General features: G+C 57.4%; 22 protein-coding genes. 10 read left to right on the top strand and 12 right to left on the bottom strand.

The window, feature by feature from the left end; genetic code table 11:
- Positions 1-67 precede the first annotated feature (67 nt).
- The gene (locus AC2TCY_RS02025; RefSeq protein WP_480845125.1) at positions 68-964 is read left to right on the top strand and encodes a MurR/RpiR family transcriptional regulator; all 897 of its coding nucleotides are present in this window, start codon (positions 68-70) and stop codon (positions 962-964) included.
- A 220-nt stretch (positions 965-1,184) separates the two neighbouring features.
- The gene (gene trpS, locus AC2TCY_RS02020) at positions 1,185-2,186 is read left to right on the top strand and encodes a tryptophan--tRNA ligase (RefSeq protein WP_480845123.1); all 1,002 of its coding nucleotides are present in this window, start codon (positions 1,185-1,187) and stop codon (positions 2,184-2,186) included.
- Positions 2,187-2,413: 227 nt separating this feature from the next.
- On the opposite strand, the gene AC2TCY_RS02015 is transcribed toward trpS, so the two are convergent.
- The 7 genes from AC2TCY_RS02015 to AC2TCY_RS01985 all read right to left on the bottom strand — a co-directional run bounded on the left by AC2TCY_RS02015 (position 2,414) and on the right by AC2TCY_RS01985 (position 9,283).
- Complete coding sequence (locus AC2TCY_RS02015) at positions 2,414-2,845, bottom strand: hypothetical protein (RefSeq protein ID WP_480845121.1); 432 nt, start codon at positions 2,843-2,845, stop codon at positions 2,414-2,416.
- Positions 2,846-3,056: 211 nt separating this feature from the next.
- A complete protein-coding gene (locus AC2TCY_RS02010; RefSeq protein ID WP_480845120.1) occupies positions 3,057-3,524 on the bottom strand; it encodes an Hsp20 family protein in 468 nt (155 codons plus the stop codon).
- Positions 3,525-3,648: 124 nt separating this feature from the next.
- Positions 3,649-4,464 carry a trypsin-like serine peptidase gene (locus tag AC2TCY_RS02005; RefSeq protein WP_480845119.1) on the bottom strand — a complete coding sequence of 272 codons (816 nt, stop codon included), beginning with the start codon at positions 4,462-4,464 and terminating at the stop codon, positions 3,649-3,651.
- Positions 4,461-5,252 (bottom strand): trypsin-like serine peptidase, encoded by a 792-nt coding sequence (locus tag AC2TCY_RS02000; RefSeq protein WP_480845118.1) that lies wholly within the window; start codon positions 5,250-5,252, stop codon positions 4,461-4,463. The genes AC2TCY_RS02005 and AC2TCY_RS02000 overlap by 4 nt, the downstream gene beginning before the upstream one ends.
- Before the next feature lie 119 nt (positions 5,253-5,371).
- Positions 5,372-6,694 (bottom strand): glycolate oxidase subunit GlcF, encoded by a 1,323-nt coding sequence (gene glcF, locus AC2TCY_RS01995; protein ID WP_480845117.1) that lies wholly within the window; start codon positions 6,692-6,694, stop codon positions 5,372-5,374.
- Positions 6,695-6,698: 4 nt separating this feature from the next.
- Complete coding sequence (locus AC2TCY_RS01990; RefSeq protein WP_480845115.1) at positions 6,699-7,799, bottom strand: FAD-binding protein; 1,101 nt, start codon at positions 7,797-7,799, stop codon at positions 6,699-6,701.
- A 44-nt stretch (positions 7,800-7,843) separates the two neighbouring features.
- Positions 7,844-9,283 carry an FAD-linked oxidase C-terminal domain-containing protein gene (locus AC2TCY_RS01985; protein ID WP_480845113.1) on the bottom strand — a complete coding sequence of 480 codons (1,440 nt, stop codon included), beginning with the start codon at positions 9,281-9,283 and terminating at the stop codon, positions 7,844-7,846.
- A gap of 81 nt (positions 9,284-9,364) precedes the next feature.
- Between AC2TCY_RS01985 and AC2TCY_RS01980 the strand changes: the two genes are divergently transcribed.
- Complete coding sequence (locus tag AC2TCY_RS01980; RefSeq protein WP_480845112.1) at positions 9,365-10,075, top strand: DUF599 domain-containing protein; 711 nt, start codon at positions 9,365-9,367, stop codon at positions 10,073-10,075.
- 35 nt (positions 10,076-10,110) lie between these two features.
- Positions 10,111-10,458 carry a hypothetical protein gene (locus AC2TCY_RS01975; protein WP_480845486.1) on the top strand — a complete coding sequence of 116 codons (348 nt, stop codon included), beginning with the start codon at positions 10,111-10,113 and terminating at the stop codon, positions 10,456-10,458.
- A gap of 3 nt (positions 10,459-10,461) precedes the next feature.
- On the opposite strand, the gene AC2TCY_RS01970 is transcribed toward AC2TCY_RS01975, so the two are convergent.
- The 4 genes from AC2TCY_RS01970 to AC2TCY_RS01955 form a co-directional block, all read right to left on the bottom strand.
- A complete protein-coding gene (locus AC2TCY_RS01970) occupies positions 10,462-10,947 on the bottom strand; it encodes a flavodoxin family protein (RefSeq protein WP_480845111.1) in 486 nt (161 codons plus the stop codon).
- A 1-nt stretch (position 10,948) separates the two neighbouring features.
- Positions 10,949-11,419: a 23S rRNA (pseudouridine(1915)-N(3))-methyltransferase RlmH gene (gene rlmH, locus AC2TCY_RS01965; protein WP_480845109.1), complete on the bottom strand. Its 471-nt coding sequence runs from the start codon at positions 11,417-11,419 to the stop codon at positions 10,949-10,951.
- 44 nt (positions 11,420-11,463) lie between these two features.
- On the bottom strand, positions 11,464-11,823 hold the full coding sequence (gene rsfS / locus AC2TCY_RS01960) for a ribosome silencing factor (RefSeq protein WP_058276550.1): 360 nt from the start codon (positions 11,821-11,823) through the stop codon (positions 11,464-11,466).
- Between the two features lie 164 nt (positions 11,824-11,987).
- Entirely contained in the window at positions 11,988-13,349 is a 1,362-nt protein-coding gene (locus AC2TCY_RS01955) for a mechanosensitive ion channel family protein (protein WP_480845485.1), read from the bottom strand.
- A gap of 248 nt (positions 13,350-13,597) precedes the next feature.
- On the opposite strand from AC2TCY_RS01955, the gene leuC reads away from it, so the two are divergent.
- From leuC to AC2TCY_RS01930, 5 genes are all read left to right on the top strand, one after another.
- The gene (leuC, locus tag AC2TCY_RS01950; protein WP_480845108.1) at positions 13,598-15,001 is read left to right on the top strand and encodes a 3-isopropylmalate dehydratase large subunit; all 1,404 of its coding nucleotides are present in this window, start codon (positions 13,598-13,600) and stop codon (positions 14,999-15,001) included.
- A gap of 37 nt (positions 15,002-15,038) precedes the next feature.
- Positions 15,039-15,593 (top strand): HdeD family acid-resistance protein, encoded by a 555-nt coding sequence (locus tag AC2TCY_RS01945; protein WP_480845107.1) that lies wholly within the window; start codon positions 15,039-15,041, stop codon positions 15,591-15,593.
- Between the two features lie 42 nt (positions 15,594-15,635).
- The gene (gene leuD, locus AC2TCY_RS01940) at positions 15,636-16,241 is read left to right on the top strand and encodes a 3-isopropylmalate dehydratase small subunit (RefSeq protein ID WP_480845106.1); all 606 of its coding nucleotides are present in this window, start codon (positions 15,636-15,638) and stop codon (positions 16,239-16,241) included.
- A gap of 382 nt (positions 16,242-16,623) precedes the next feature.
- Positions 16,624-17,403 carry a hypothetical protein gene (locus tag AC2TCY_RS01935; RefSeq protein ID WP_480845105.1) on the top strand — a complete coding sequence of 260 codons (780 nt, stop codon included), beginning with the start codon at positions 16,624-16,626 and terminating at the stop codon, positions 17,401-17,403.
- Entirely contained in the window at positions 17,400-18,428 is a 1,029-nt protein-coding gene (locus tag AC2TCY_RS01930; RefSeq protein WP_480845103.1) for an endonuclease/exonuclease/phosphatase family protein, read from the top strand. Before AC2TCY_RS01935 ends, AC2TCY_RS01930 begins: the two co-directional genes overlap by 4 nt.
- 56 nt (positions 18,429-18,484) lie before the next feature.
- On the opposite strand, the gene AC2TCY_RS01925 is transcribed toward AC2TCY_RS01930, so the two are convergent.
- A complete protein-coding gene (locus tag AC2TCY_RS01925) occupies positions 18,485-19,012 on the bottom strand; it encodes a redoxin domain-containing protein (RefSeq protein ID WP_480845102.1) in 528 nt (175 codons plus the stop codon).
- A gap of 91 nt (positions 19,013-19,103) precedes the next feature.
- Between AC2TCY_RS01925 and leuB the strand changes: the two genes are divergently transcribed.
- Positions 19,104-20,207, top strand: a complete 1,104-nt coding sequence (gene leuB / locus AC2TCY_RS01920) for a 3-isopropylmalate dehydrogenase (RefSeq protein ID WP_480845101.1) — start codon at positions 19,104-19,106, stop codon at positions 20,205-20,207.
- The last annotated feature ends 55 nt before the right edge of the window (positions 20,208-20,262 follow it).

Here is a 20,262-nt window from a genome sequence, read left to right as displayed (position 1 = left end):
GACGGGGCGATGACTTTCGGCCAAGCGTGGGTTAAACCCCGGACACTCGAACAGGATACCTGAGCCATTGGCAGATACGAACGAAACGAACCTCTCTACAACCGTACTTTCCCGTTTGGCGGAAGAGTTCGGTGACCTGACGCCCGAGGCGCAAAAGGCCGCCAAATACGTGTTGGAAAACCCACGTGACGTGGGTGTTTCAACTGTGCGCGAGATAGCCAAGGCGGCCGAGGTTAAGCCGAATACGGTTGTCCGCATGGCGCGGCAGGTTGGGTTTGAAGGCTACGAGGATTTCCGCGAACCGTTTCGCGAGGCGATCCGGCAAGGCAAGGTTGACTTCCCTGACCGGGCCAGATTTCTGCAAGAGATCCGCAAATCCGGCCAGATGGGTGAGCTTTATGCCGACATGGTACAGGCCGCTCTGCACAATATCGAAGACACGTTTGCGGGTATTACGGCGGAAGCCCTGACTGCCGCGGCAGAAGTCATCTGGAATTCGCGCAACGTGTTTACGATGGGCGTAGGAGTGAACAACGCAAATGCGCGCAATTTCACCTACCTCGCATCGACCGGGATGGTGCAGTTTCACGCTATCCCACGGGCAGGATCCGTTGCGACCGACGACCTTGCCTGGTCCGACAATCGTGATGTCCTGATCGCCATCACCTGCGCACCGTACCGAAGCGAAGTTATCGAAGCGGCGGACGTTGCCCGGGAACAGGGCGTCTCGATCATTGGCATTACCGACAGCCTCGCTAGCCCGATCTACCGGGCCGCCGACCACGGGTTTGTCGTCGCTGTCGACACGCCCCAGTTCTTTCCATCCTCGGTCAGCGCCGTGGCGCTTTTGGAAACGCTATTGTCCTTCGTAATCGCACAGGCCGGAAGTGAAATCGTTGAACGGGTCGAAGCATTCCACTCGCGCCGCCAAAGACTTGGAATTTATCGCGACGAACCGCGTTGACGGCCTGAACGCAACCCCGCCTGCTATTGCTTGACGCACATCGGTTCATTCACTACCTACTCAGGAATGGAAAACACACGCATCATTTCAAAGCGTTGGTGGTTGGTCTCCTAGCAAGGCGACCGATAACTTTCACACGTATTGGGGTCGCCGTTTGGGCGGCCTTTTTTGTTTTCCTTGCTTCCCCATGCGGTACCTCAAGTTTTCAGAGGACACGCACATGAACAAACCTGTCATCCTTACCGGAGACCGAACGACTGGCCCGCTGCATATCGGGCACTATGCCGGCTCGCTTCGAAATCGCCTGCGCTTTCAGGACGATCACGATCAGTTTCTGCTTCTGGCCGATACGCAGGCTCTGACCGACAATGCACACGACCCCGCCAAAGTACGTCGCAACGTGCTGGAGGTTGCTCTGGATTACCTTGCTGTCGGTATCAACCCGGAGCGCACGACGATATGCTTGCAATCGCAACTGCCTGCCTTGGCAGAGCTTTCCATGCTGTATCTGAATTTTGTGAGCGTTTCCCGACTGGAACGCAACCCGACGATCAAAGATGAGATCCGGGCTCGAGGGTTCGGGCGCGACATTCCCGCAGGATTCCTGTGTTACCCGGCGGCTCAGGCGGCGGATATCACAGCATTCAAAGCGACCGTCGTGCCAGTTGGTGAAGATCAGGCCCCCCTGATAGAGCAGACAAACGAAATTGTGCGCAGGATCAACGCAACCGCGGGATCACCCATCCTTCCCGAGGCTCGAGCCATCATTCCCGCCGCAGGTCGGCTGCCCGGGACAGTTGGCGGGTCGAAAATGTCGAAATCGGGCGGCAACGCAATTGCACTTTCCGCCGCGCCCGATGACATCAGGGCCGCTGTCAAAGCAATGTTCACTGACCCCAGTCATTTGCGCGTTGAGGACCCTGGACAAATTAAAGGCAATACCGTCTTCACCTATCTGGATGCCTTCGACGACGACAAAATAGCGCTCGCCAACCTAAAGGCTCACTATCAGAGAGGCGGGCTGGGAGATGCAAAAATCAAGCGCCGGTTAGAAGACGTTCTGCAAGCCCTCATAGCGCCGATCCGAGAACGGCGGGCTCAGCTTTCTCAGGATTTGTCCTATGTTCGCGACGTGATCCGAGCGGGGACTGAAAGCGCAAATGAACGTACTGAATGCACCAAGCGCGAAGTCATGGGTGGGATTGGAATGTTCAATTTGTGACTGTAGTTGCCAAGTCGATCAGTTGGCGCGGCGGCACAGCAAGTTGCCAGTGGCCACAAAAATCGGTCCGCGAACTGCTAACCGACCCGCACCGAGCAAGCCGATGTTTTAACCGATTGTATCGACTACGGCGGGGCTGATCTGCTATTCTTTTTTCATGAAGCCCCGTGCGTGGTCCGCACAGGGTATTCTAGCCTCCAAAGGTAGAGGCCCGCGCCGACCCCATATCAGTAATTTGAATACCGGAAGTTCACAACCGCGTCGTTTTGAATCGCGCAATGGGCTTTGATGTAACTGCGTGCGTCGGTAGCGTCGCTGGAACGCGCAACTTCCAGGTCAATCAAATCAATACCGTCCGCGTTCGTGGTGTAGGACAGCGTGCGTTCGAAATCGACGGCATAATACCCCTGATTGGACATCGCGGTATGAGTGCGGTGCATACACAGGCCGACCGCGTTCTCTTCAGGGGATACATTAGGGTGTTTCTGATAATGCGACCCATGCTTGTGGTGATGTTCAGCAATAGACGCCCCCAGCACGCCCAGCGCCACACCCGCAATCACTTTACCCGCGTCACCAGCCTGAACGGAAGGCGCGGCCAGCGTGGTCAAAACGACAAGCGCACAGACAGGTCCGGAGTAGAAAAATCTTGGTCGCATCGGTTCCGTTTCCTTTTGCAGTCAATTGTTTGAAATCTGATCAATAACTTATCCCACGAAAAGACTAGCCGAAGAGAAACCAACATTTCCAGATTTTTGGCAACGGCCGCGAACCCTATAGAAACAACAACGCCCCGCGTCTGGAGGAACGCGGGGCGCATGTTGCGATAATCATGGGAGGAAGGAGATTATCGCATGATCGTCAAAAGCCTCAGTTCACGGCCTTGGCATCAACCACATCTTTCTCGATGGCCTTAGCCGAAGAGATCTCGATCTTGCGCGGTTTCAGCGCCTCGGGCACTTCCCGCTTCAGGTCGATGTGCAGCATGCCATTTTCGTGGCTTGCGCCGGTGACACGTACGTGATCGGCCAGGGCAAAGCGGCGCTCGAACGCGCGGGTGGCGATACCGCGGTGCAGATAGCTGCGGTCTTTGTCTTCGGCGGCTTTCTTGCCTGCCACGACAAGGGAGTTCTGTTTCACCTCGACCGTCAGATCAGATTCGGCAAAACCGGCAACAGCCACCGAAATCCGGTAGGTGTCGGCATCGGTCTTTTCGATGTTGTAAGGGGGATAGCTGGGCTGAGCCACATCATTGGTCAGGACACGATCCATCATGTCTGCGATCTGGTCGAAACCGACGGTGGCGCGGTGCAGCGGTGCAAAGTCAAAACTACGCATGTGTATAATCCTCATCCTTTGAGCGATTTACGAATATGCCCTCCGATTGGACGGGCGGTGATGATTACCAGACCCCGATTTTGGCGATCCGGTACATTTCACATGGGGAGCAGTTCAGCTCAGTTCAAGGCCTGCTCGAACTGATGAATTTCGCGCCTGAACCGGACTTGCCGGATCCGACTTGCAGGCGGCGGATTGTGGCTTTGGGCTGCGGTGCATCCCGGCGCAGGATCGACTTGAGCTCGGAGACAATTCCCGACAATTCCATCCCGAACCCAACTTTGCCACGATGATCAATCCCAACGGCGGACACCACGGACAGAATCTGCCAGCGCGACCCGTTCTTGGCCAAAATGGCGGACCCCGACGACCCGAATGTAATGTCGCAGTTAAACGTAATCAGTCCTTGTCGGCGGTCGAGAATCCGGCAAGATCGTTCGCGGGTAATCGCTTCGGCTCGACCGCGCCCGTACGAGGCGATGCTGATCTCTTTGTCGGGAACCCGTCCGTCGTGCAACGCAAAAGGATCGGCAACCGAGTAGGGAATAGGCTCATCCAGCCGCATTAGAGCCACATCAACCCGGACGCTGGCTGCGGTTAGTGGATCGTTGGCGCCGTAATCGGGGTGCGCAGCAATTTGAACCACCTTGCGTTCCGCAAGTGCCGTTCCATTGCTGAGGCCGGCCCGGAACGTCACTTCTCCGGGCTGGTAAGCTCGGCCGGTTTTCTTGTCTAAGGCGCAATGGGCTGCTGTTAGTACCATGTCCTGCGCAATCAGAGTGCCGGTACAAAAGGAATCGGTTCCTATGTCCAGCCGTCCGATGGCCTCCCATCCGTACAGGTCGTTTCGATCCGTCAGCTTTCGCTTGTCACTCTGGGCGTGCGCTGGGGATAAAAAGGCTGAAAAACAAACAACAAAGCTCAATATTATTCTGATCACGGCCTGATAAACCTCGCACCGATGTTCTTGCTTGCGCCTGCGTTGCCCGACGACGAACCAAATCCCCGCCCGGCGGTCAGTTCTGCCTGCAACAACTGCAACGAATCTTCGATCGGAGTCCCTAGCGCGACACTCTTTCCGCTGATCTCAGCTTTTGCGGCGACGACCGAGACGATACGAGGGCTATCACCAGAAAACGAAAAGACAGGCGCCCCTGACGAACCCAGATCCACGTCGCAGGACATTACCAGAATGCCCAGGTGGCGGTTCATGATCGAGCAGACCTCTTGCAGCGACGGCGCCTCGGCCCGGTCCTGTGCGTAAGAAACGACGCCGACCTCTTCACCACGCGCTGGACGGAGCCCGGTTTCAAACGGAACGACGGCGGTGTTCCTGACTGGCTGCCACAATTCGATTAACGCGATATCATGGCGCACACGTTCGGCCGAAGTTTCCCGTTCATAGCTATAGTTGGGGTGAACGACGGCTTGGCGCGCAGCACGATATGCCGATGCCCGTCCAAGACGCCACCCTGCCAAAAATTGGATCTTGGCGGGATCAACCCGCTTCCGGGTTGCCCTGTCAAACAGGCAATGTGCAGCGGTAAGCACCAGCGTTGGAGAAATCAGTGTTCCAGTGCAAAACCCGGTCCCTTCAACGTCCAGACGACCGACTGCCATCCATTGCCGGCCGGAATCCGTAGTTTCGAGGCTTTTCAAACCGCTGTCCTGCGCCGTTGCCGACACAGGCAACATTGCCAGGACGGCAGCCGTAATCCAATTGCGCACGCGACTCTCCGATCCTTGGGTTCAACCAAGGATCCTACGCAAGCCCTTTGGCGAAAATAGGGCAACAACGCCCGGTCGGGTTTTCCCCGGACAGTGATGCGCGTATGCCGCGATCAGGTTCAACGCAGGATCGGCACCTCTGCCTGGGTGTGCACGCCTGGCCTAAGGGCGCGCGGTTCGGGCCCGCCTGTAGCCCAATCCAAAAGTTCAACTGTGTGCACTATTGGCAGATCGGTTCCTGAACCGATCTGAATCATGCATCCGATATTTCCGGCGGCGATGATATCCGGTTCTTTGGCTTCAAGCGTTCGCACTTTTCGGTGTTTCAGTTTTGTCGAAATCTCAGGCTGCATCAGGTTGTAAGTTCCTGCACTGCCACAGCACAGGTGGCTGTCAGCAGGCTCTAACACGGTGAATCCCGCACGTTTTAGTAGGTCCTTAGGGTACGATTTTATCTTTTGCCCATGCTGCAGGGAACATGCCGCATGATATGCAACCTTTATCTCTTTGTCAGCGCCCTCCGGCAGGTCCAGCTGAACTAAAAGCTCGCTGATATCCATCGCAATGGCAGAAACACGAGCAGCGTCGTCAGCCAAAGGTTCATTTCGAAACATATGGCCGTAGTCCTTGACGGTTGTTCCGCAGCCTGAGGTGTTAATGACAACTGCGTCCAGACCTTCGCCGTCCATCTCCCGGGCCCAGGCGCGGATATTGGCGGCAGCAGTCGCGTGGCTTTCACGGGTCTTGCCCATGTGATGCGTCAGCGCTCCGCAACAGCCTGCGCCTGCGGCGACGACGACTTCGCATCCCAGCCGCGTCAGCAACCGGATCGTGGCATCGTTGATATCGGTGTTCAGCGCTTTTTGCGCACATCCCGTCATCAAAGCCACGCGTTTGATCTTTGGACCCTTGGCGGCAAAGCTCTGCGGGTCGTCATTGCGGCTGACCGGCGGGATGTGTTTCGGAGCCATGTCCAGCATGGCCCGCAGCCGCGCATCCGGCATCAGAAAGCGGAACGGGCGGCCCAGCTTCGCCCCGATCAAGGCCCAGCGGAATCGCATCGGATAAGGCAGAATCTTCGCCAAAACCCAGCGTAGCATACGGTCGGTCAGGGGACGCTTGTACTTTGCCTCGATGTATTCCCGCGCATGATCAACCAGATGCATGTAATGCACGCCCGAGGGGCACGTGGTCATACACGCAAGACAGGACAGGCAACGATCGATGTGCCTGACCGTCCTTTCATCCGGCACCCGTTCGTTTTCTAACATGTCCTTGATCAGGTAGATGCGCCCACGTGGGCTGTCCAACTCATCCCCAAGCACTTGATAAGTTGGGCAAGTGGCGGTGCAGAACCCGCAATGCACACAACTCCGCAGGATGTCGTTTGAGCGCTGTATTGCCGGATCTTGCAGCTGATTTTCGGTGAAAGTCGTCTGCATCGCGTTACCCCATCAGCCCCGGGTTAAACAGCCCACGAGGGTCAAATTTCGCCCGTATACCTTTGGTTAGAGCCGAAATTGCTGTGTTTTCCGTCTGGAACCGTCCCAGTTTCTTGATTGTCTGGGCACTTGCGCGCACCAATGTCGCGTGGCCCGCAAACACGCCAAGCCGGGCGCGCAAATCTGTGCCGTTTGGAACACGCAACCAAACCAAACCGCCGCCCCAATCGAACAACACCTGATCAGCTTCGGCGCGCGCTGCAATCTCGGGCGCATCGCCGGGTTTAACTGACAGGCGCCAGATGTCCCCATCCTCGCCGTTAAACGTGTGAATGTCGCGGATGGCAGTCCAAAGCGCAGAAGGATTCCCTTCCCTGGACACCGCACCATAGGCCGCCAGTTCGGCGGTCAGTTTGTCGGCCCGGTAAGTTACTGAATCTACGAACCCTTCGACCCTAAGAAGAGCTTTTTCAATCTTCGGATCATATGCCGCTCCGTTCACCTCGAACGGAGATTTCAACGCAGCCGAAAAGACCTTCACCGCAGTCCCTGCGTCACGCACCGCAACCGATATAGTTGCAGTTCGTTCGGGCTTGGGCAGCACTTTTAACGACACTTCGGTCAAAACTCCTAAAGTGCCCCATGAACCACCCATCAGTTTGACCAGATCGTAGCCAGTGACATTCTTCATCACCCGGCCACCGTTCTTGATCACCTGCCCGTGCCCATCGACATAGCGCACGCCCAAAAGAAAGTCGCGGCATGCCCCGGCCTGGATCCGGCGCGGGCCCGAGATATTGGCCGCCACGACTCCGCCAATGGTCGGCTCACCTTGAGTACCCAGTAATCCGCGATGATCCATCGGCTCAAAGGCCAGTTGCTGCCCTTCAGCCTCCAAAGCGGCTTCGATCTCGGCCACTGGTGTTCCGGCCCGTGCAACAAGGGTCAGCGCACCGGGTTCATAGAGGTTGATGCCGGTCAGCCCGGCGGTGCTCAGGCGCGGCTCGGACCCACTCACGCCGCGGGTTGCGCCCCCGGCGATCCGCACGGGGTTATTCAGTCCAGCCACCAGATCCGCCAGCTCGACTTCTGTTTCAGGTCTCATGAGATTCGTCTTTCCTAAATACTCCGGGCATCCCGGTCGAGGCCTTACTCAGCGGCTGTTCTGCGCGGTTCGGAGACGTCCAGTGGAAACACCTTGGCTGGGTTCAACAGCCAGTCTGGATCAAACACGTCCTTAACCGTCATCTGCGCCTCGAGATCTTGCGGTTCATATTGGTGGTGCATCAGATCCCGCTTTTCGACACCCACGCCATGTTCACCGGTCAGACAACCGCCAACATCCACGCAGAGTTTCAGGATTTCGGCCCCGAAGGCCTCGCATTTTTCAAGGTCACCGGCTTTGTTGGCATCGAACAGGATCAAGGGATGCATATTTCCGTCGCCAGCATGGAACACATTACCCACGGGCAGTCCGTATTTTTCGCTCAGCTCGCCAATACGGCGCAAAACGGCAGGCAGAGAGGATACCGGAATTGTCCCGTCCAGGCACATGTAGTCGTTCAGTTGCCCCATAGCTCCGAACGCGGATTTTCGACCCAGCCAGATGCGGGCACTTTCATCGGCCGACTGACTTTCGCGTAATTCGACTGGATTGTGGCGCCTGGCAATTTTAACAATCTTGTCCAACTGGCTGTCGATTTCAGCTTCCGAGCCTTCGACCTCGACAATCAACAAAGCTTCGCAATCCGGGTAGCCCGCATGCGCAAAGTTTTCGCATGCCTGAATGCACAAGCGATCCATGAACTCGATTGCGACTGGTAGTATGCCCGATTTAATAATGTCAGAGACACATTGGCCCGCGACTTCATTATCATCGAATCCCATTAAGACAGGCCGCGCGCCCTCGGGTTTACGCAAGATGCGCAAGGTTGCCTCGGTCACAACACCCAGCTGACCTTCCGAGCCACAAATGACACCCAGCAGGTCCAAACCCGATGCATCCAGGTGCGCACCTCCGATCTCGACCACGCTGCCATCCATCATCACCAGTGTTACGCCCAGCAGGTTGTTCGTGGTCACACCGTATTTCAGACAATGCGCACCACCAGAGTTCATCGCGATATTGCCTGCAATTGCACAAGCCAGCTGGGATGACGGATCGGGGGCATAGAAGAAATCTTCTTCTTCCACCGCGCCCGAAACACTCAGGTTCGTTCGGCCAGTCTGAACTCTGATGAAACGGTTGTCATAGTCGACCTCCAGCACTTCATTCATCCGTGCCACACCCAGTATCACGCAATCCGCCGTAGGCAGGGCGCCTCCAGCCAGAGATGTTCCCGCGCCCCGGGGGACGACCGGAACCCCCTCATCCTTGCAAATACGCAGAACGTTCGACACCTCCTGCGTGTTGGCAGGCAGCACCGCCAGCATCGGCGGGCATTTATACGCGGTCAGCGCGTCACATTCGTAAACGCGTGTTTCTGACGGGTCGTGGATAATCGCGTCCGCGGGCAGAACCTGCGAAAGGCGCTCGATAATCCTGTCTTTGCGTGACAGCACGTCAGGATTTGGCTGGGGCATGTCCATGGCTGATCCTTCATTTGGTAAAATAATATTACCAATTCCTGCATATGGCAAGTTCTCAAATCTGCCCGTACTGTCGCAACCATGACCTGGATTGACCGTGCCGTTCTATTTTCGCCTCTGGACTACGCCTCCGTTCTGCTGTTGCTGGGCGCGTGGCTTTGGATAGGGTGGAAGATCGAACACCCGTCCTCGGGCCATCAGTCAGTTTCGATGATGATGGACGATTTCCGCCGCAGCTGGATGCACGAGATGGTCACGCGGCAACCCCGGATGTTTGACGCACAGGTCGTGGCCGCGATGCGGCAAGGCAGTACCTTCTTTGCCTCGACTACCATGATTGCGATCGGTGGCGGTCTGGCCCTGCTAGGTAACACCGAACGTCTCGCCGGTGTCGCCGGTGATCTGGCATTCGGTAGCGCCCCCGCCGTAGTCTGGGAGATCAAGATACTGATCGTCATCCTGTTTCTGGCAAACGCCTTTCTGAAATTCGTCTGGGCGCACCGGCTTTTCGGGTATTGCGCGGTTTTGATGGCAGCCGTCCCGAATGACCCCGAAGACCCGCAGGCCTACCCGCGCGCGGCTCAGTCTGCCGAAATCTGCGTGAACGCAGCGCGCAGCTTCAACCGCGCGCTGCGTGCCACCTATTTCGCACTGGCTTCGCTGGCCTGGATACTGGGGCCGGTCGCCCTGATCTTAGGCACGGCGATCACTGCCGGCGTCCTGTACCGACGCGAGTTTGCATCTCATTCCCGGTCTGTCCTTGTGAACCTGCCGCCTAACACGCAGACGTGATGTCGATGTCGCGTTTCACCTCGTACATTCGGGTCATGCGATATGTGATTCTCAGCGGTCTTCTTGCCAGCTCGGCCCTTGCCGATCCTTCAATGATCGAAAAAGTTTCAGCCAGCAGCAATGATAGCACCTGGCGATTCGATGTAACGATCCGGCACCCGGATACTGGCTGGGACCATTATGCCGACGGCTGGCGCGTTTTGGACATGAACGGAAGCGAGTTGGGTATGCGCGTCCTGCACCACCCGCATGAGACCGAGCAGCCGTTCACCCGTTCGCTTGGCGGAGTACAGGTTCCAGAAGGTGTGACGCAGGTGCAGATACAAGCCCGCTGCAGCGTGGATGGATGGAGCCCCGACACTACTGTGGTGACCCTGAACTGATTGTCAGAACACGCCTAGGCTGAGGCCGGCACCCATCGCTGCACCTACTTCGCGACACTGGTCCAATCGATCCTGAGGAATGCTCTTCTCTGCCAGAATGGCCTCGGGTGATTGTGCATGGGTGCAGATGATCAGAGGCGGCTGCGCCTCTTTCAGTCGCCAGCCTGTTGCGATGCGCGCCATCTGACGCGCTGCGTTCTGCCCGTCAGATCCAGCACAGACCATCTGGGCATATGTACGTCCCTCAATACGCCCCAGAACCGGATAGTACGTGCGATCAAAGAAATCTTTCATCACCCCGGAAATCGCAGCCAGGTTCTCGGGCGCGCAGAAGATGTATCCGTCCGCGCGCAGCAAATCCTCGGGTTCCGTCTGTTCGGCTGATTTCAAAATTGTCTCTACTTCGTCGCGCGCGGCCTCTGCTGCAGCTTCGGCCATTTGGCGGCTACCGCCCGTTCGCGAATGGTAGACGATCAAAAGCTGCGCCATGTCATACCCGGTGATAGGGGCCGCCTGACAGAATGGTCGCAGCCCGGTAAAGTTGCTCGGCCAACATCACACGAACCAGCATGTGCGGCCAGACCATCGCTCCGAATGAGAGGGAAAAATCGGCCTCGGCCCGCAAATTAGGGTCTATTCCGTCCGCCCCGCCGATGATCAGCGCCAAGTCCTGCCGCCCGGCGTCGCGCCAACCGCCCAGCTTCTTGGCAAAATCGGGCGAGGACATCACGCGCCCGCGTTCATCCAACGTGCAGATTACGGCGCCCTTGGGTAGCGCTTTACGCAGCAAAGCAGCCTCGGCGCCCTGACCGGCGTTTTTCTTGTCTTCAACTTCGATCACGCGCGCAGGCCCAAGGCCCAGCGCGCGGCCGGTCCGGTCAAATCGGGTAAGGTAGTCATCAAGCAGGGACTTCTCCGGTCCGGCGCGCAATCGCCCGACCGCAACTATGCTGATACGCATATTTCTCTCGCCTCCGGCCCTTTAATACAGACCGGGATGGCGCCTCAGTTCGCCGAGGCGCTGCCGCCCTGAGGCAGCCACATCTTTTCCAGCTGATAGAATTCACGCACTTCGGGGCGGAAGATATGGACGATTACGTCGCCCGTATCGATCAGCACCCAGTCTCCGGCATCCTTGCCTTCGACCTTCGAGGTGAAACCGAATTCCTGCTTGATGCGATCCGTCAGCTTTTCCGCCATGGCTGAGACCTGACGTGTCGAACGCCCGGACGCAATGACCATGTGATCCGCAACCGAGGATTTGCCCTGCAGGTTGATCTGCACGACGTCTTCGGCCTTGTCATCGGAAAGTGAGGAAAGGATACGTTCAAGCAGCTTGTCGCTGATTGACTGAGAGTGAGCCATTACACCGGCTCCGTCATCGGCGGGCAAACCCGCCTGGGTATGTAGAGACAGGACATAGTCCTCCTTTGCTGCGCGCCGCCAAACCCCGGCGCAGGGGTACTAATAAGGTAACAAGGGGAATGCAACATTTCAATGAATGCGCGCCGCGACACCCGCACAACTGGTCACTCTTTGGCGATTTGTTGCGCCTCGGTGTCGCCTTCCGTGCGCCCCAGAACCCGAACCTCACGCTGGGGAAACGGTATTGAAATGCCTTCGGCTTTGAACGCATCCCAAAGCGCCAGATAGACATTGCCCCGGATATTGGTCAGCCCCTTGGTCGGATCGCTGATCCAGAACCGCAACACGTAATCCACGCTGCTGTCACCGAATCCGGTGATGTGGCAAACAGGCTCATGTGATCCGCCGCTGAGCACCCGGGTCACTGATTTGACGGCCCGGATCGCCGTTGCACGGACCTTGTGCGGGTCATCGTCATAGCTGGTGCCGAAATCCAGGTCCAGGCGGACGAAGCGATCTGAATGTGACCAGTTCACTACCTGATTGGTGATCAAATCCTCGTTCGGGATCAGGTATTCCCGACCATCCCGCGTGACCACCGAGACGTATCGCGCGCCCAGCGCATTGATCCAGCCGAACGTATCACCCAGCGAGATCACATCGCCGGGTTTGATCGATCGGTCCATCAGGATAATGATTCCCGAAATCAGGTTTGACACCACCTTTTGCAGGCCAAAGCCGATACCCACGCCAATCGCACCGGACAGCAGCGCAATACCGGTCAGATCAAAGCCGAGGGTGCGGATCGCCGCCATGAAAACAGCGCCGTACAACAGCACCTGAATGCCCTTGGCCAACAGAACCTGCATTGACGGTGTAATATCGTCGTTGCCTTTCAGGCCCCGTTCAGCAGCACGGGTACCCACGCGAGCGAGCGTTAGCAAAACTCCGATCAGCAGAATTGCCTTGATAATGCCCAGCGCCGAGATGTGAAGATCGCCGATGGAAATCGCTACACCGTCGAGAAAATCGGCAACGTCATCCGTCAGACCCAACGCAATCAGCGTTGCATAGACCCACATAGACCACTTGAAGATTTGTCGCAGCGTTCGGTTTCGCACCAACCGCGATACCAGTGCAATGGCCAGCCACGCGGCAGCAAGGGTCGCAATCACACCAATGATATAACTGCGCGATGGCCAGGTTATATGCTGCATCAAAAGATACAGGCCCCAGGTCAGTACTACAAAATAGACCAGCGTCAGGCGGCGCATCAGCTGGATCAGAATGCGCAGACGCCATTTCGGCCAACCGGATCTTGCGCGGGCCCACGCATCCCACCGGCCCTGAGTCAACAGCTTCAGTACGAAAGCCAACGCCCAGAGCAACAAGATGATGATCAGCTGATATTGCCGCCAGCCCGGTGTGACGATCAACTCGATCAGGTTTTCAAACTGCGAGGAAAAGGCCGCAACCATATTGTCGTACAGGCCCGAGAGCGTATCCGGTAGCAGGTCTTGGTTCATGCCTGTCAGCTTGGACACCGGCGCTGCCCGATGCAAGCCCAACCTGCTACACCCGGATTGAACCTTGAATGACTCGAAAGCCCGATATATCTGAAGCGCATGAGAGTCTACCTGGCCCCAGCTCCGACTTTGCAAGACCGCATGCGCCTGCGTGAACGGTTCTTTGGGGCCGCCCGCACGGTTCTGGCCCGCCTATAAGCGGCGCCCAGCCACTCGCCAGCTATCTCAATACATACGGGAGAGGACCGATGTCCCCCAAAACACTCTATGACAAGATCTGGGATGCCCATGTCGCGCACGAAGCCGATGATGGCACCTGCCTGCTTTATATTGACCGCCATCTGGTGCACGAAGTCACCAGCCCGCAGGCCTTTGAAGGGCTGCGCATGGCAGGCCGTCAGGTCCGCGCCCCGGAGAAGACCATCGCGGTGCCGGATCACAACGTTCCGACCACGCCGGATCGCGTAAACGGGATCGAGAACCCCGAATCGCGCATTCAGGTCGAAGCGCTGGACAAGAACGCCAAGGATTTCGGCATTCACTATTACCCGGTGAATGACGTCCGTCAGGGCATCGTGCACATCGTTGGCCCCGAACAGGGCTGGACCCTGCCCGGCATGACCGTTGTCTGCGGCGACAGCCACACCGCCACCCATGGCGCGTTTGGCGCTCTGGCGCACGGAATCGGCACGTCCGAGGTCGAGCATGTTCTGGCCACTCAGACCCTGATCCAGAAGAAATCCAAGAACATGAAGGTGGAGGTCACCGGCAAACTGCAGCCGGGCGTGACCGCCAAAGACATCACTCTGGCTGTGATCGGTGAAACCGGCACCGCTGGTGGCACCGGCTATGTCATCGAATATTGCGGCGAAGCAATCCGCGATCTGTCGATGGAAGGCCGTATGACCGTCTGCAACATGGCAATCGAAGGCGGCGCCCGTGCGGGTCTGATCGCACCGGACGAGACCACGTTCGAATATGTCAAAGGCCGCCCGCACGCGCCCAAAGGAGCCCAATGGGAAGCCGCGTTGAACTGGTGGAAAACGCTCTACACCGACGAAGACGCACAATTCGACAAGGTCATCACCCTGCGTGGCGAAGACATCGCACCGGTAGTCACCTGGGGCACCAGCCCCGAGGATGTGCTGCCCATCACCGCAACGGTTCCACACCCTGAAGATTTCGAAGGAGGCAAAGTCGAAGCGGCCCGCCGTTCAATCGAATACATGGGGCTAGAAGCTGGGCAAAAGCTGAGCGACGTCGAAATTGACACGGTCTTTATCGGTTCGTGCACCAACGGCCGGATCGAAGATCTGCGCGCCGCTGCCGAAATTCTGAAGGGCAAAAAGATCAAGGACGGGATGCGCGCGATGATTGTGCCCGGCTCGGGTCTTGTTCGTGCTCAGGCTGAAGAGGAAGGCCTTGCCGAGATCTTCAAAGAGGCCGGTTTCGAATGGCGCCTTGCAGGATGCTCGATGTGTCTGGCGATGAATCCTGACCAGTTGGAACCGGGTGAACGCTGCGCCGCAACCTCGAACCGCAACTTCGAAGGCCGTCAGGGGCGCGGTGGGCGTACCCATCTGCTGAGCCCGGCAATGGCTGCCGCAGCGGCAATTACAGGACGGCTGACAGACGTTCGTGAATTGATGTAAGGTACCCTCATATCTAGATATTTGAGGGATTGAAGACATGAGTGACTGGATCAAATGGCTCCTGCTGGGGCTTCTATCCATAGCGTTCGGCATATTTGTGCTGGGCGCACCAGCGGTGGCATCGATTGCCGTGACAGTAGTGACCGGAGTGTTGCTGCTGATCTCGGGCGCGCTGCAAGTTGTAGGCGGTTTCACAGTTGAGGGAACCGGCAACAAAATCCTGTCATTCATCATGGGTGTCGTGATGCTGTTTCTGGGTTGGTCCTTCCTGGATCATCCACTTCAGGGAACGCTGACGCTGGCCACGGTGGTGTTGATCCTGTTCCTGGCAGGCGGCATCGCGCGGATCATCCTGTCGTTCCAGATGCGCGGGACGCAGTTTTTCTGGGCCACGCTGATCTCTGGCATCATGTCTATCGTCCTGGCGATCCTGATCTGGCGCCTTGCCAGCGCTGATCCCGCGGTACTGCTGCAATTGCTGGGCATTTTGCTGGGCATCGAGATGCTGTTCAACGGGTTTGGATTGGTCTTCATGGCGTTCTTCGTAAAGAACGCACCCAACGAAGAAACAACGGAAGCGAAAGAAGCTTAAACGCGGGGTATGGGGTCGGCCCTCTCCCGCAGGAGTGTGAACATGGAAAAGTTTGACAAAGTCCACGGGGTGGCCGCCCCAATGCCATTGATCAATATCGACACCGATATGATCATCCCGAAAGTGCACCTGAAAACGATCAAACGGTCCGGTCTTGGCGTCGTGCTGTTTGACGAGATGCGCTATCACGATGACGGGCAGGAAAACGAAGAGTTTGTCCTGAACAAACCCGCCTATCGCCAGACAGAGATTCTGGTTGCGGGCGACAATTTCGGCTGTGGCTCGTCGCGCGAACACGCGCCATGGGCGATCAAGGATTTCGGCATCAAGGTCGTGATCTCGACCAGCTTCGCTGACATCTTCTTCAACAACTGCTTCAAGAACGGCATCCTGCCCATCGTGGTCGAAGAAGAGCATCATGCGATCCTCATGGAAGACGCGCATAAAGGCGAGAACGCCCGAATGACTGTCCATCTGGAAGATCAGCAGATCACCACATCCGATGGCATCGTGATCGAATTCAACGTCGACCCGCACCGCAAGCACTGCCTGCTCAACGGTCTGGACGACATCGGGCTGACAATGGAAAAAGATCATCACATCGACAAGTTTGAGGATCACGCAAGTCAGGCTCGTCCCTGGGTGTAATTCCGGGGATGATTCTGTGGATACTCAACCTATCGGGGTCGCCTTGGCGGCCCCGCTCTCATTTTTGGGGTTCAAAATCCAGCAACCACAACATGTAGGGGGTATTCTTAATTACACGTCGAATTTGCGTCGGAAATGATGCAAAGGCGCACCAGTTTCGCCATCATTTTGCCTGAAAGTACGTGTTTTCTGCCCCTTGGCTTGAGCTAAATGCCCGTTACCGCCAGTGTTGGCAAAAACGAGGCATCCGTCAAAACAAAGAACGGCGGGCACAAGTTGGACTGTAAGTCGACGTAGAATCGACTGCTCCGGTTTGGAAAGGGTTCGGATTGTGATTGCACGCACAACGGGGGCGGCGATACGTGGACTTTTGGTGGCGCTTATGGTGCTCACTCCCGCGTTGTACCTGCCTACATCGACGTCGAATGGGACCGAGATTGTCGTGTTTCTCGCGATTCTGGCATTCATTTTGACGTTCTCTGAATACAACTCTGCCTTTCCCAGCTTTATCGAATTCCGTGACGCACCTCCGGTGAACCGTCTACGCTTTGTCGGCCTGACATCGATGATCACGTTCATGACGCTGATCTGCAAAAACGTTTACGCGCCGACTGAATTGACCAGCGTGTTCTATTCCATGGGTCTGATGGTCGCTAACGTGGCTGATTTTCCATACTCGCCTGTACGCCTGGTCGTTCTGATGCTACCCGCTGACGCGGCGTCGCCTTTGGTCGAGTTAGTGCGCATTTCAGCAAGCATAGCCTATGTCGCTGCGCTGGTCACAATTGCCAGCTTTGCCTACGCAATCAAAATACGCGGCTGGCCCACCGGGAATGGCGCTTTCAACGTCTGGACCAATCTACCGCTTTTCGACCCGACAAAAGGCGGCGACGTTGTCACTCGTCTGCAACGCGACGGTCGGTTGAACATCATGATCGGTGCGCTGTTGCCATTTGTGATTCCCGCCCTGATCAAACTCATTTCCGAATTCGGCAGCCCAATCGCGCTGAGCAATCCGCAGACTCTGATCTGGACCCTCAGCGCATGGGCCTTTTTGCCGGCCAGCATGATCATGCGCGGTATGGCGACCATGCGAGTCGCCAATCTGATCGTTGAAAAACGCCGCGCCTATTCAACTGCCGAGACCACGCAAACCGCATGATCCGCGTCATTCTGCTGATGGTGCTGCCGATTGCGGCGCAGGCAGAGCAACTCCGCATCGCCACATACAACACGGAACTCAGCCGCGATGGTCCTGGGCTGTTGTTGCGGGATATCCGGCGCGACGATCCACAAGTCTCGGCCGTCGTGGCGGTGTTGGCTGAAATCCAACCTGATATCGTGGCATTGCAGGGGATAGACTGGGATCTGGACGATCTGACTTTAACGGCCCTGTCTCAGTCATTATTCGAAGCCGGGTTGGACTATCCCTATAGCTTTGCAGAGCGGCCAAACTCGGGACTTCAAACGTCGTTGGATCTGGACGGCGACGGTAGAACCGGCGGTCCGGGCGATGCGCAAGGGTGGGGAAGGTTCACGGGTCAGGCAGGGCTGGCTGTCCTGTCCCGCTATCCAATCCTGCGGGAAGATATCCAGTCATTCTCGGGTCTTTTGTGGCGTGAGCTGCCGGGCGCAACCCTACCGGAAGTCGACGGCACGCCCTTCCCGTCCGCACAGGCACACGAAGCGCAGCGTCTGTCTTCGACCGCGCATTGGATTGTGCCGATCGAGGTCCCAACCGGTCGGGTAGACCTGATGACGTTCCACTCTGCGCCGCCGGTATTTGATGGACCGGAGGACCGCAACGGGCTTCGCAATCGCGACGAAATCCGTTTGTGGTCTCTGGTGCTGGACGGCGCGTTGGGTGGGCTGCTGGCCGACCGGTTCGTGATTGCGGGTGACGCAAACCTCGACCCCGAACTGGGTGAAGGGCGAAAGAAAGCGATCCGGGATCTGCTTGCTGACCCTCGTATTCAGGATCCGCAACCTCGCAGCCCCTCGGGGTCGCTTGCGACTGTGATGTGGAAAGGCGTCGGCAAGTTGCGGGTCGACTATGTGCTGCCTTCTGCGGGTTGGAAGATTCTGGATGCAGGCGTCTATTGGCCCGATGCGGGTTCGCCAAACCGGCAGCATGCCGAAACTGCAAGTCGCCATCGGGTGGTTTGGGTCGATCTGGCGATGGATTGAGGCGCCGACATGCCCGGGCAGCCTTGCGCGATGGGCCACCAATCCGACCAATTGCTTTACATCGCTCCGGTATAGGTACCGCGCGGCGGATACTTGTTATTCAAAGCATATTTGATCCCACCCGAAATGTCAGAAATCGAGGGCCGACCGAAAGGTGTCGTTTGCTGCCATGCGAAATACAAGGACCGGTCGGGCGCGATGTAGAAATGACCCGGCTCAGCGAAGAACGGCGCCTCAGCCGTCCCCTCGCGGCCTGTTGAGATATGCAGGCCCCACCCGTCCCGCGCTTGGGACAGGGGCAGGCTGTGGCCCACACGCAATTTCGAAGTTCCGGCTTTGGCGACCGTTTCCGTGGCACGATCCGAAGTATCCGTGCTGAGCATGATAACCTCGACGCCCTGTGCCGCGAAATCGTCCAGTGCAGCCTCGACCTCACCCATCTGGCGAATACAGATTGGGCAATGCAGACCGCGATACTGAATAACCAGCGTTCCGTTTTCACCCTTGTCGGCGTCCAGATCAAAACTGCCGTGGCCCACGGTTTCAATTTTCAGCTCCGGCACTGGGTTTCCCGGTATCAACATGTATTTTCCTCATGAATTGTCGGGTTCGTCTCATTGACCCGATGCGGCGCAGACGCTAGGGCCTTTGCGACGAAACGCAAGGAGACCCTTCATGTCCAACCCCTCGCTCCTCATCCTGCCCGGAGACGGAATTGGCCCGGAAGTTATGGCCGAAGTGCGCAAAATCATCGATTGGTTCGGCACCAATCGCGGTCTTCACTTTGACGTGAGCGAGGATCTGGTCGGAGGCGCGGCCTACGATGCACATGGCAAGCCGCTGTCGGACGAGACCATGGCCAAAGCACAAGACGTGGACGCGGTTCTGCTGGGTGCTGTCGGCGGCCCGAAATATGACGATCTTGATTTCAGCGTCAAACCCGAGCGCGGCCTGCTGCGCCTGCGCAAGGAGATGGACCTGTACTCCAACCTGCGCCCGGCCCAGTGTTTTGACGCACTGGCGGATTTCTCGTCGCTGAAAAAGGACATCGTGGCCGGTCTGGACATAATGATCGTGCGCGAGCTGACCTCGGGTGTGTATTTCGGCGAACCGCGTGGCATCTTCGAAGAAGGTAACGAACGCGTCGGCATCAACACCCAGCGTTACACGGAATCCGAAATCGAACGCGCAGCGCGCTCGGCCTTTGAACTGGCGATGCGCCGGAACAAGAAACTGTGCTCGATGGAAAAGGCCAACGTGATGGAATCGGGCATCCTGTGGCGCGAGGTCGTTGACCGTGTCGCCAGGGAGTATCCCGAGGTCGAGCTGTCCCACATGTATGCCGACAACGGCGCCATGCAGCTGGTCCGCGCACCGAAACAGTTCGACGTCATCCTGACCGACAACCTGTTCGGCGACATACTGTCCGACTGCGCGGCGATGCTGACCGGTTCCTTGGGAATGCTTCCCTCCGCCTCTCTGGGTGCCCCGATGGCCAATGGCCGTCCCAAAGCGATGTACGAGCCGGTGCATGGCTCGGCGCCCGATATCACCGGTCAGGGCAAAGCCAACCCGATTGCCTGTATTCTCAGCTTTGCTATGGCCCTGCGTTACAGCTTTGATCAGGGCGAAGAAGCGGATCGTCTTGAAACAGCCATCGAGAAAGTGCTGGCCGATGGCGTCCGCACTGCCGACTTGCTGGCCGAAGAAGGTGTGGTGCCGGTTTCAACCTCTGAGATGGGCGATGCGATCGTCGCGGCGTTGGACGCAAGCACCTAACCCGATTTGCGCTGGACTCAAACAGAATGGCGGTGCCCGGTGCACCGCCTTTTTT

It is taken from the genome of Ruegeria sp. HKCCD7181 (assembly GCF_057221055.1).
This window is presented reverse-complemented; position numbering and strand designations above follow the sequence as displayed.

Excerpts from the sequence above, each read along its gene's own strand:
- AC2TCY_RS01980 (WP_480845112.1), top strand. The coding sequence starts at position 9,365 with ATGACCTGGATTGACCGTGCCGTTCTATTTTCGCCTCTGGACTACGCC.
- AC2TCY_RS01975 (WP_480845486.1), top strand. The coding sequence starts at position 10,111 with ATGCGATATGTGATTCTCAGCGGTCTTCTTGCCAGCTCGGCCCTTGCC.
- trpS (WP_480845123.1), top strand. The coding sequence starts at position 1,185 with ATGAACAAACCTGTCATCCTTACCGGAGACCGAACGACTGGCCCGCTG.
- AC2TCY_RS01955 (WP_480845485.1), bottom strand. The coding sequence starts at position 13,349 with ATGAACCAAGACCTGCTACCGGATACGCTCTCGGGCCTGTACGACAAT.
- AC2TCY_RS01930 (WP_480845103.1), top strand. The coding sequence starts at position 17,400 with ATGATCCGCGTCATTCTGCTGATGGTGCTGCCGATTGCGGCGCAGGCA.
- leuD (WP_480845106.1), top strand. The coding sequence starts at position 15,636 with ATGGAAAAGTTTGACAAAGTCCACGGGGTGGCCGCCCCAATGCCATTG.
- rsfS (WP_058276550.1), bottom strand. The coding sequence starts at position 11,823 with ATGGCTCACTCTCAGTCAATCAGCGACAAGCTGCTTGAACGTATCCTT.
- AC2TCY_RS01945 (WP_480845107.1), top strand. The coding sequence starts at position 15,039 with ATGAGTGACTGGATCAAATGGCTCCTGCTGGGGCTTCTATCCATAGCG.
- AC2TCY_RS02010 (WP_480845120.1), bottom strand. The coding sequence starts at position 3,524 with ATGCGTAGTTTTGACTTTGCACCGCTGCACCGCGCCACCGTCGGTTTC.
- AC2TCY_RS01985 (WP_480845113.1), bottom strand. The coding sequence starts at position 9,283 with ATGGACATGCCCCAGCCAAATCCTGACGTGCTGTCACGCAAAGACAGG.
- AC2TCY_RS01990 (WP_480845115.1), bottom strand. The coding sequence starts at position 7,799 with ATGAGACCTGAAACAGAAGTCGAGCTGGCGGATCTGGTGGCTGGACTG.
- AC2TCY_RS01970 (WP_480845111.1), bottom strand. The coding sequence starts at position 10,947 with ATGGCGCAGCTTTTGATCGTCTACCATTCGCGAACGGGCGGTAGCCGC.
- rlmH (WP_480845109.1), bottom strand. The coding sequence starts at position 11,419 with ATGCGTATCAGCATAGTTGCGGTCGGGCGATTGCGCGCCGGACCGGAG.
- leuC (WP_480845108.1), top strand. The coding sequence starts at position 13,598 with ATGTCCCCCAAAACACTCTATGACAAGATCTGGGATGCCCATGTCGCG.
- leuB (WP_480845101.1), top strand. The coding sequence starts at position 19,104 with ATGTCCAACCCCTCGCTCCTCATCCTGCCCGGAGACGGAATTGGCCCG.
- AC2TCY_RS02015 (WP_480845121.1), bottom strand. The coding sequence starts at position 2,845 with ATGCGACCAAGATTTTTCTACTCCGGACCTGTCTGTGCGCTTGTCGTT.
- AC2TCY_RS01925 (WP_480845102.1), bottom strand. The coding sequence starts at position 19,012 with ATGTTGATACCGGGAAACCCAGTGCCGGAGCTGAAAATTGAAACCGTG.
- AC2TCY_RS01935 (WP_480845105.1), top strand. The coding sequence starts at position 16,624 with ATGGTGCTCACTCCCGCGTTGTACCTGCCTACATCGACGTCGAATGGG.
- glcF (WP_480845117.1), bottom strand. The coding sequence starts at position 6,694 with ATGCAGACGACTTTCACCGAAAATCAGCTGCAAGATCCGGCAATACAG.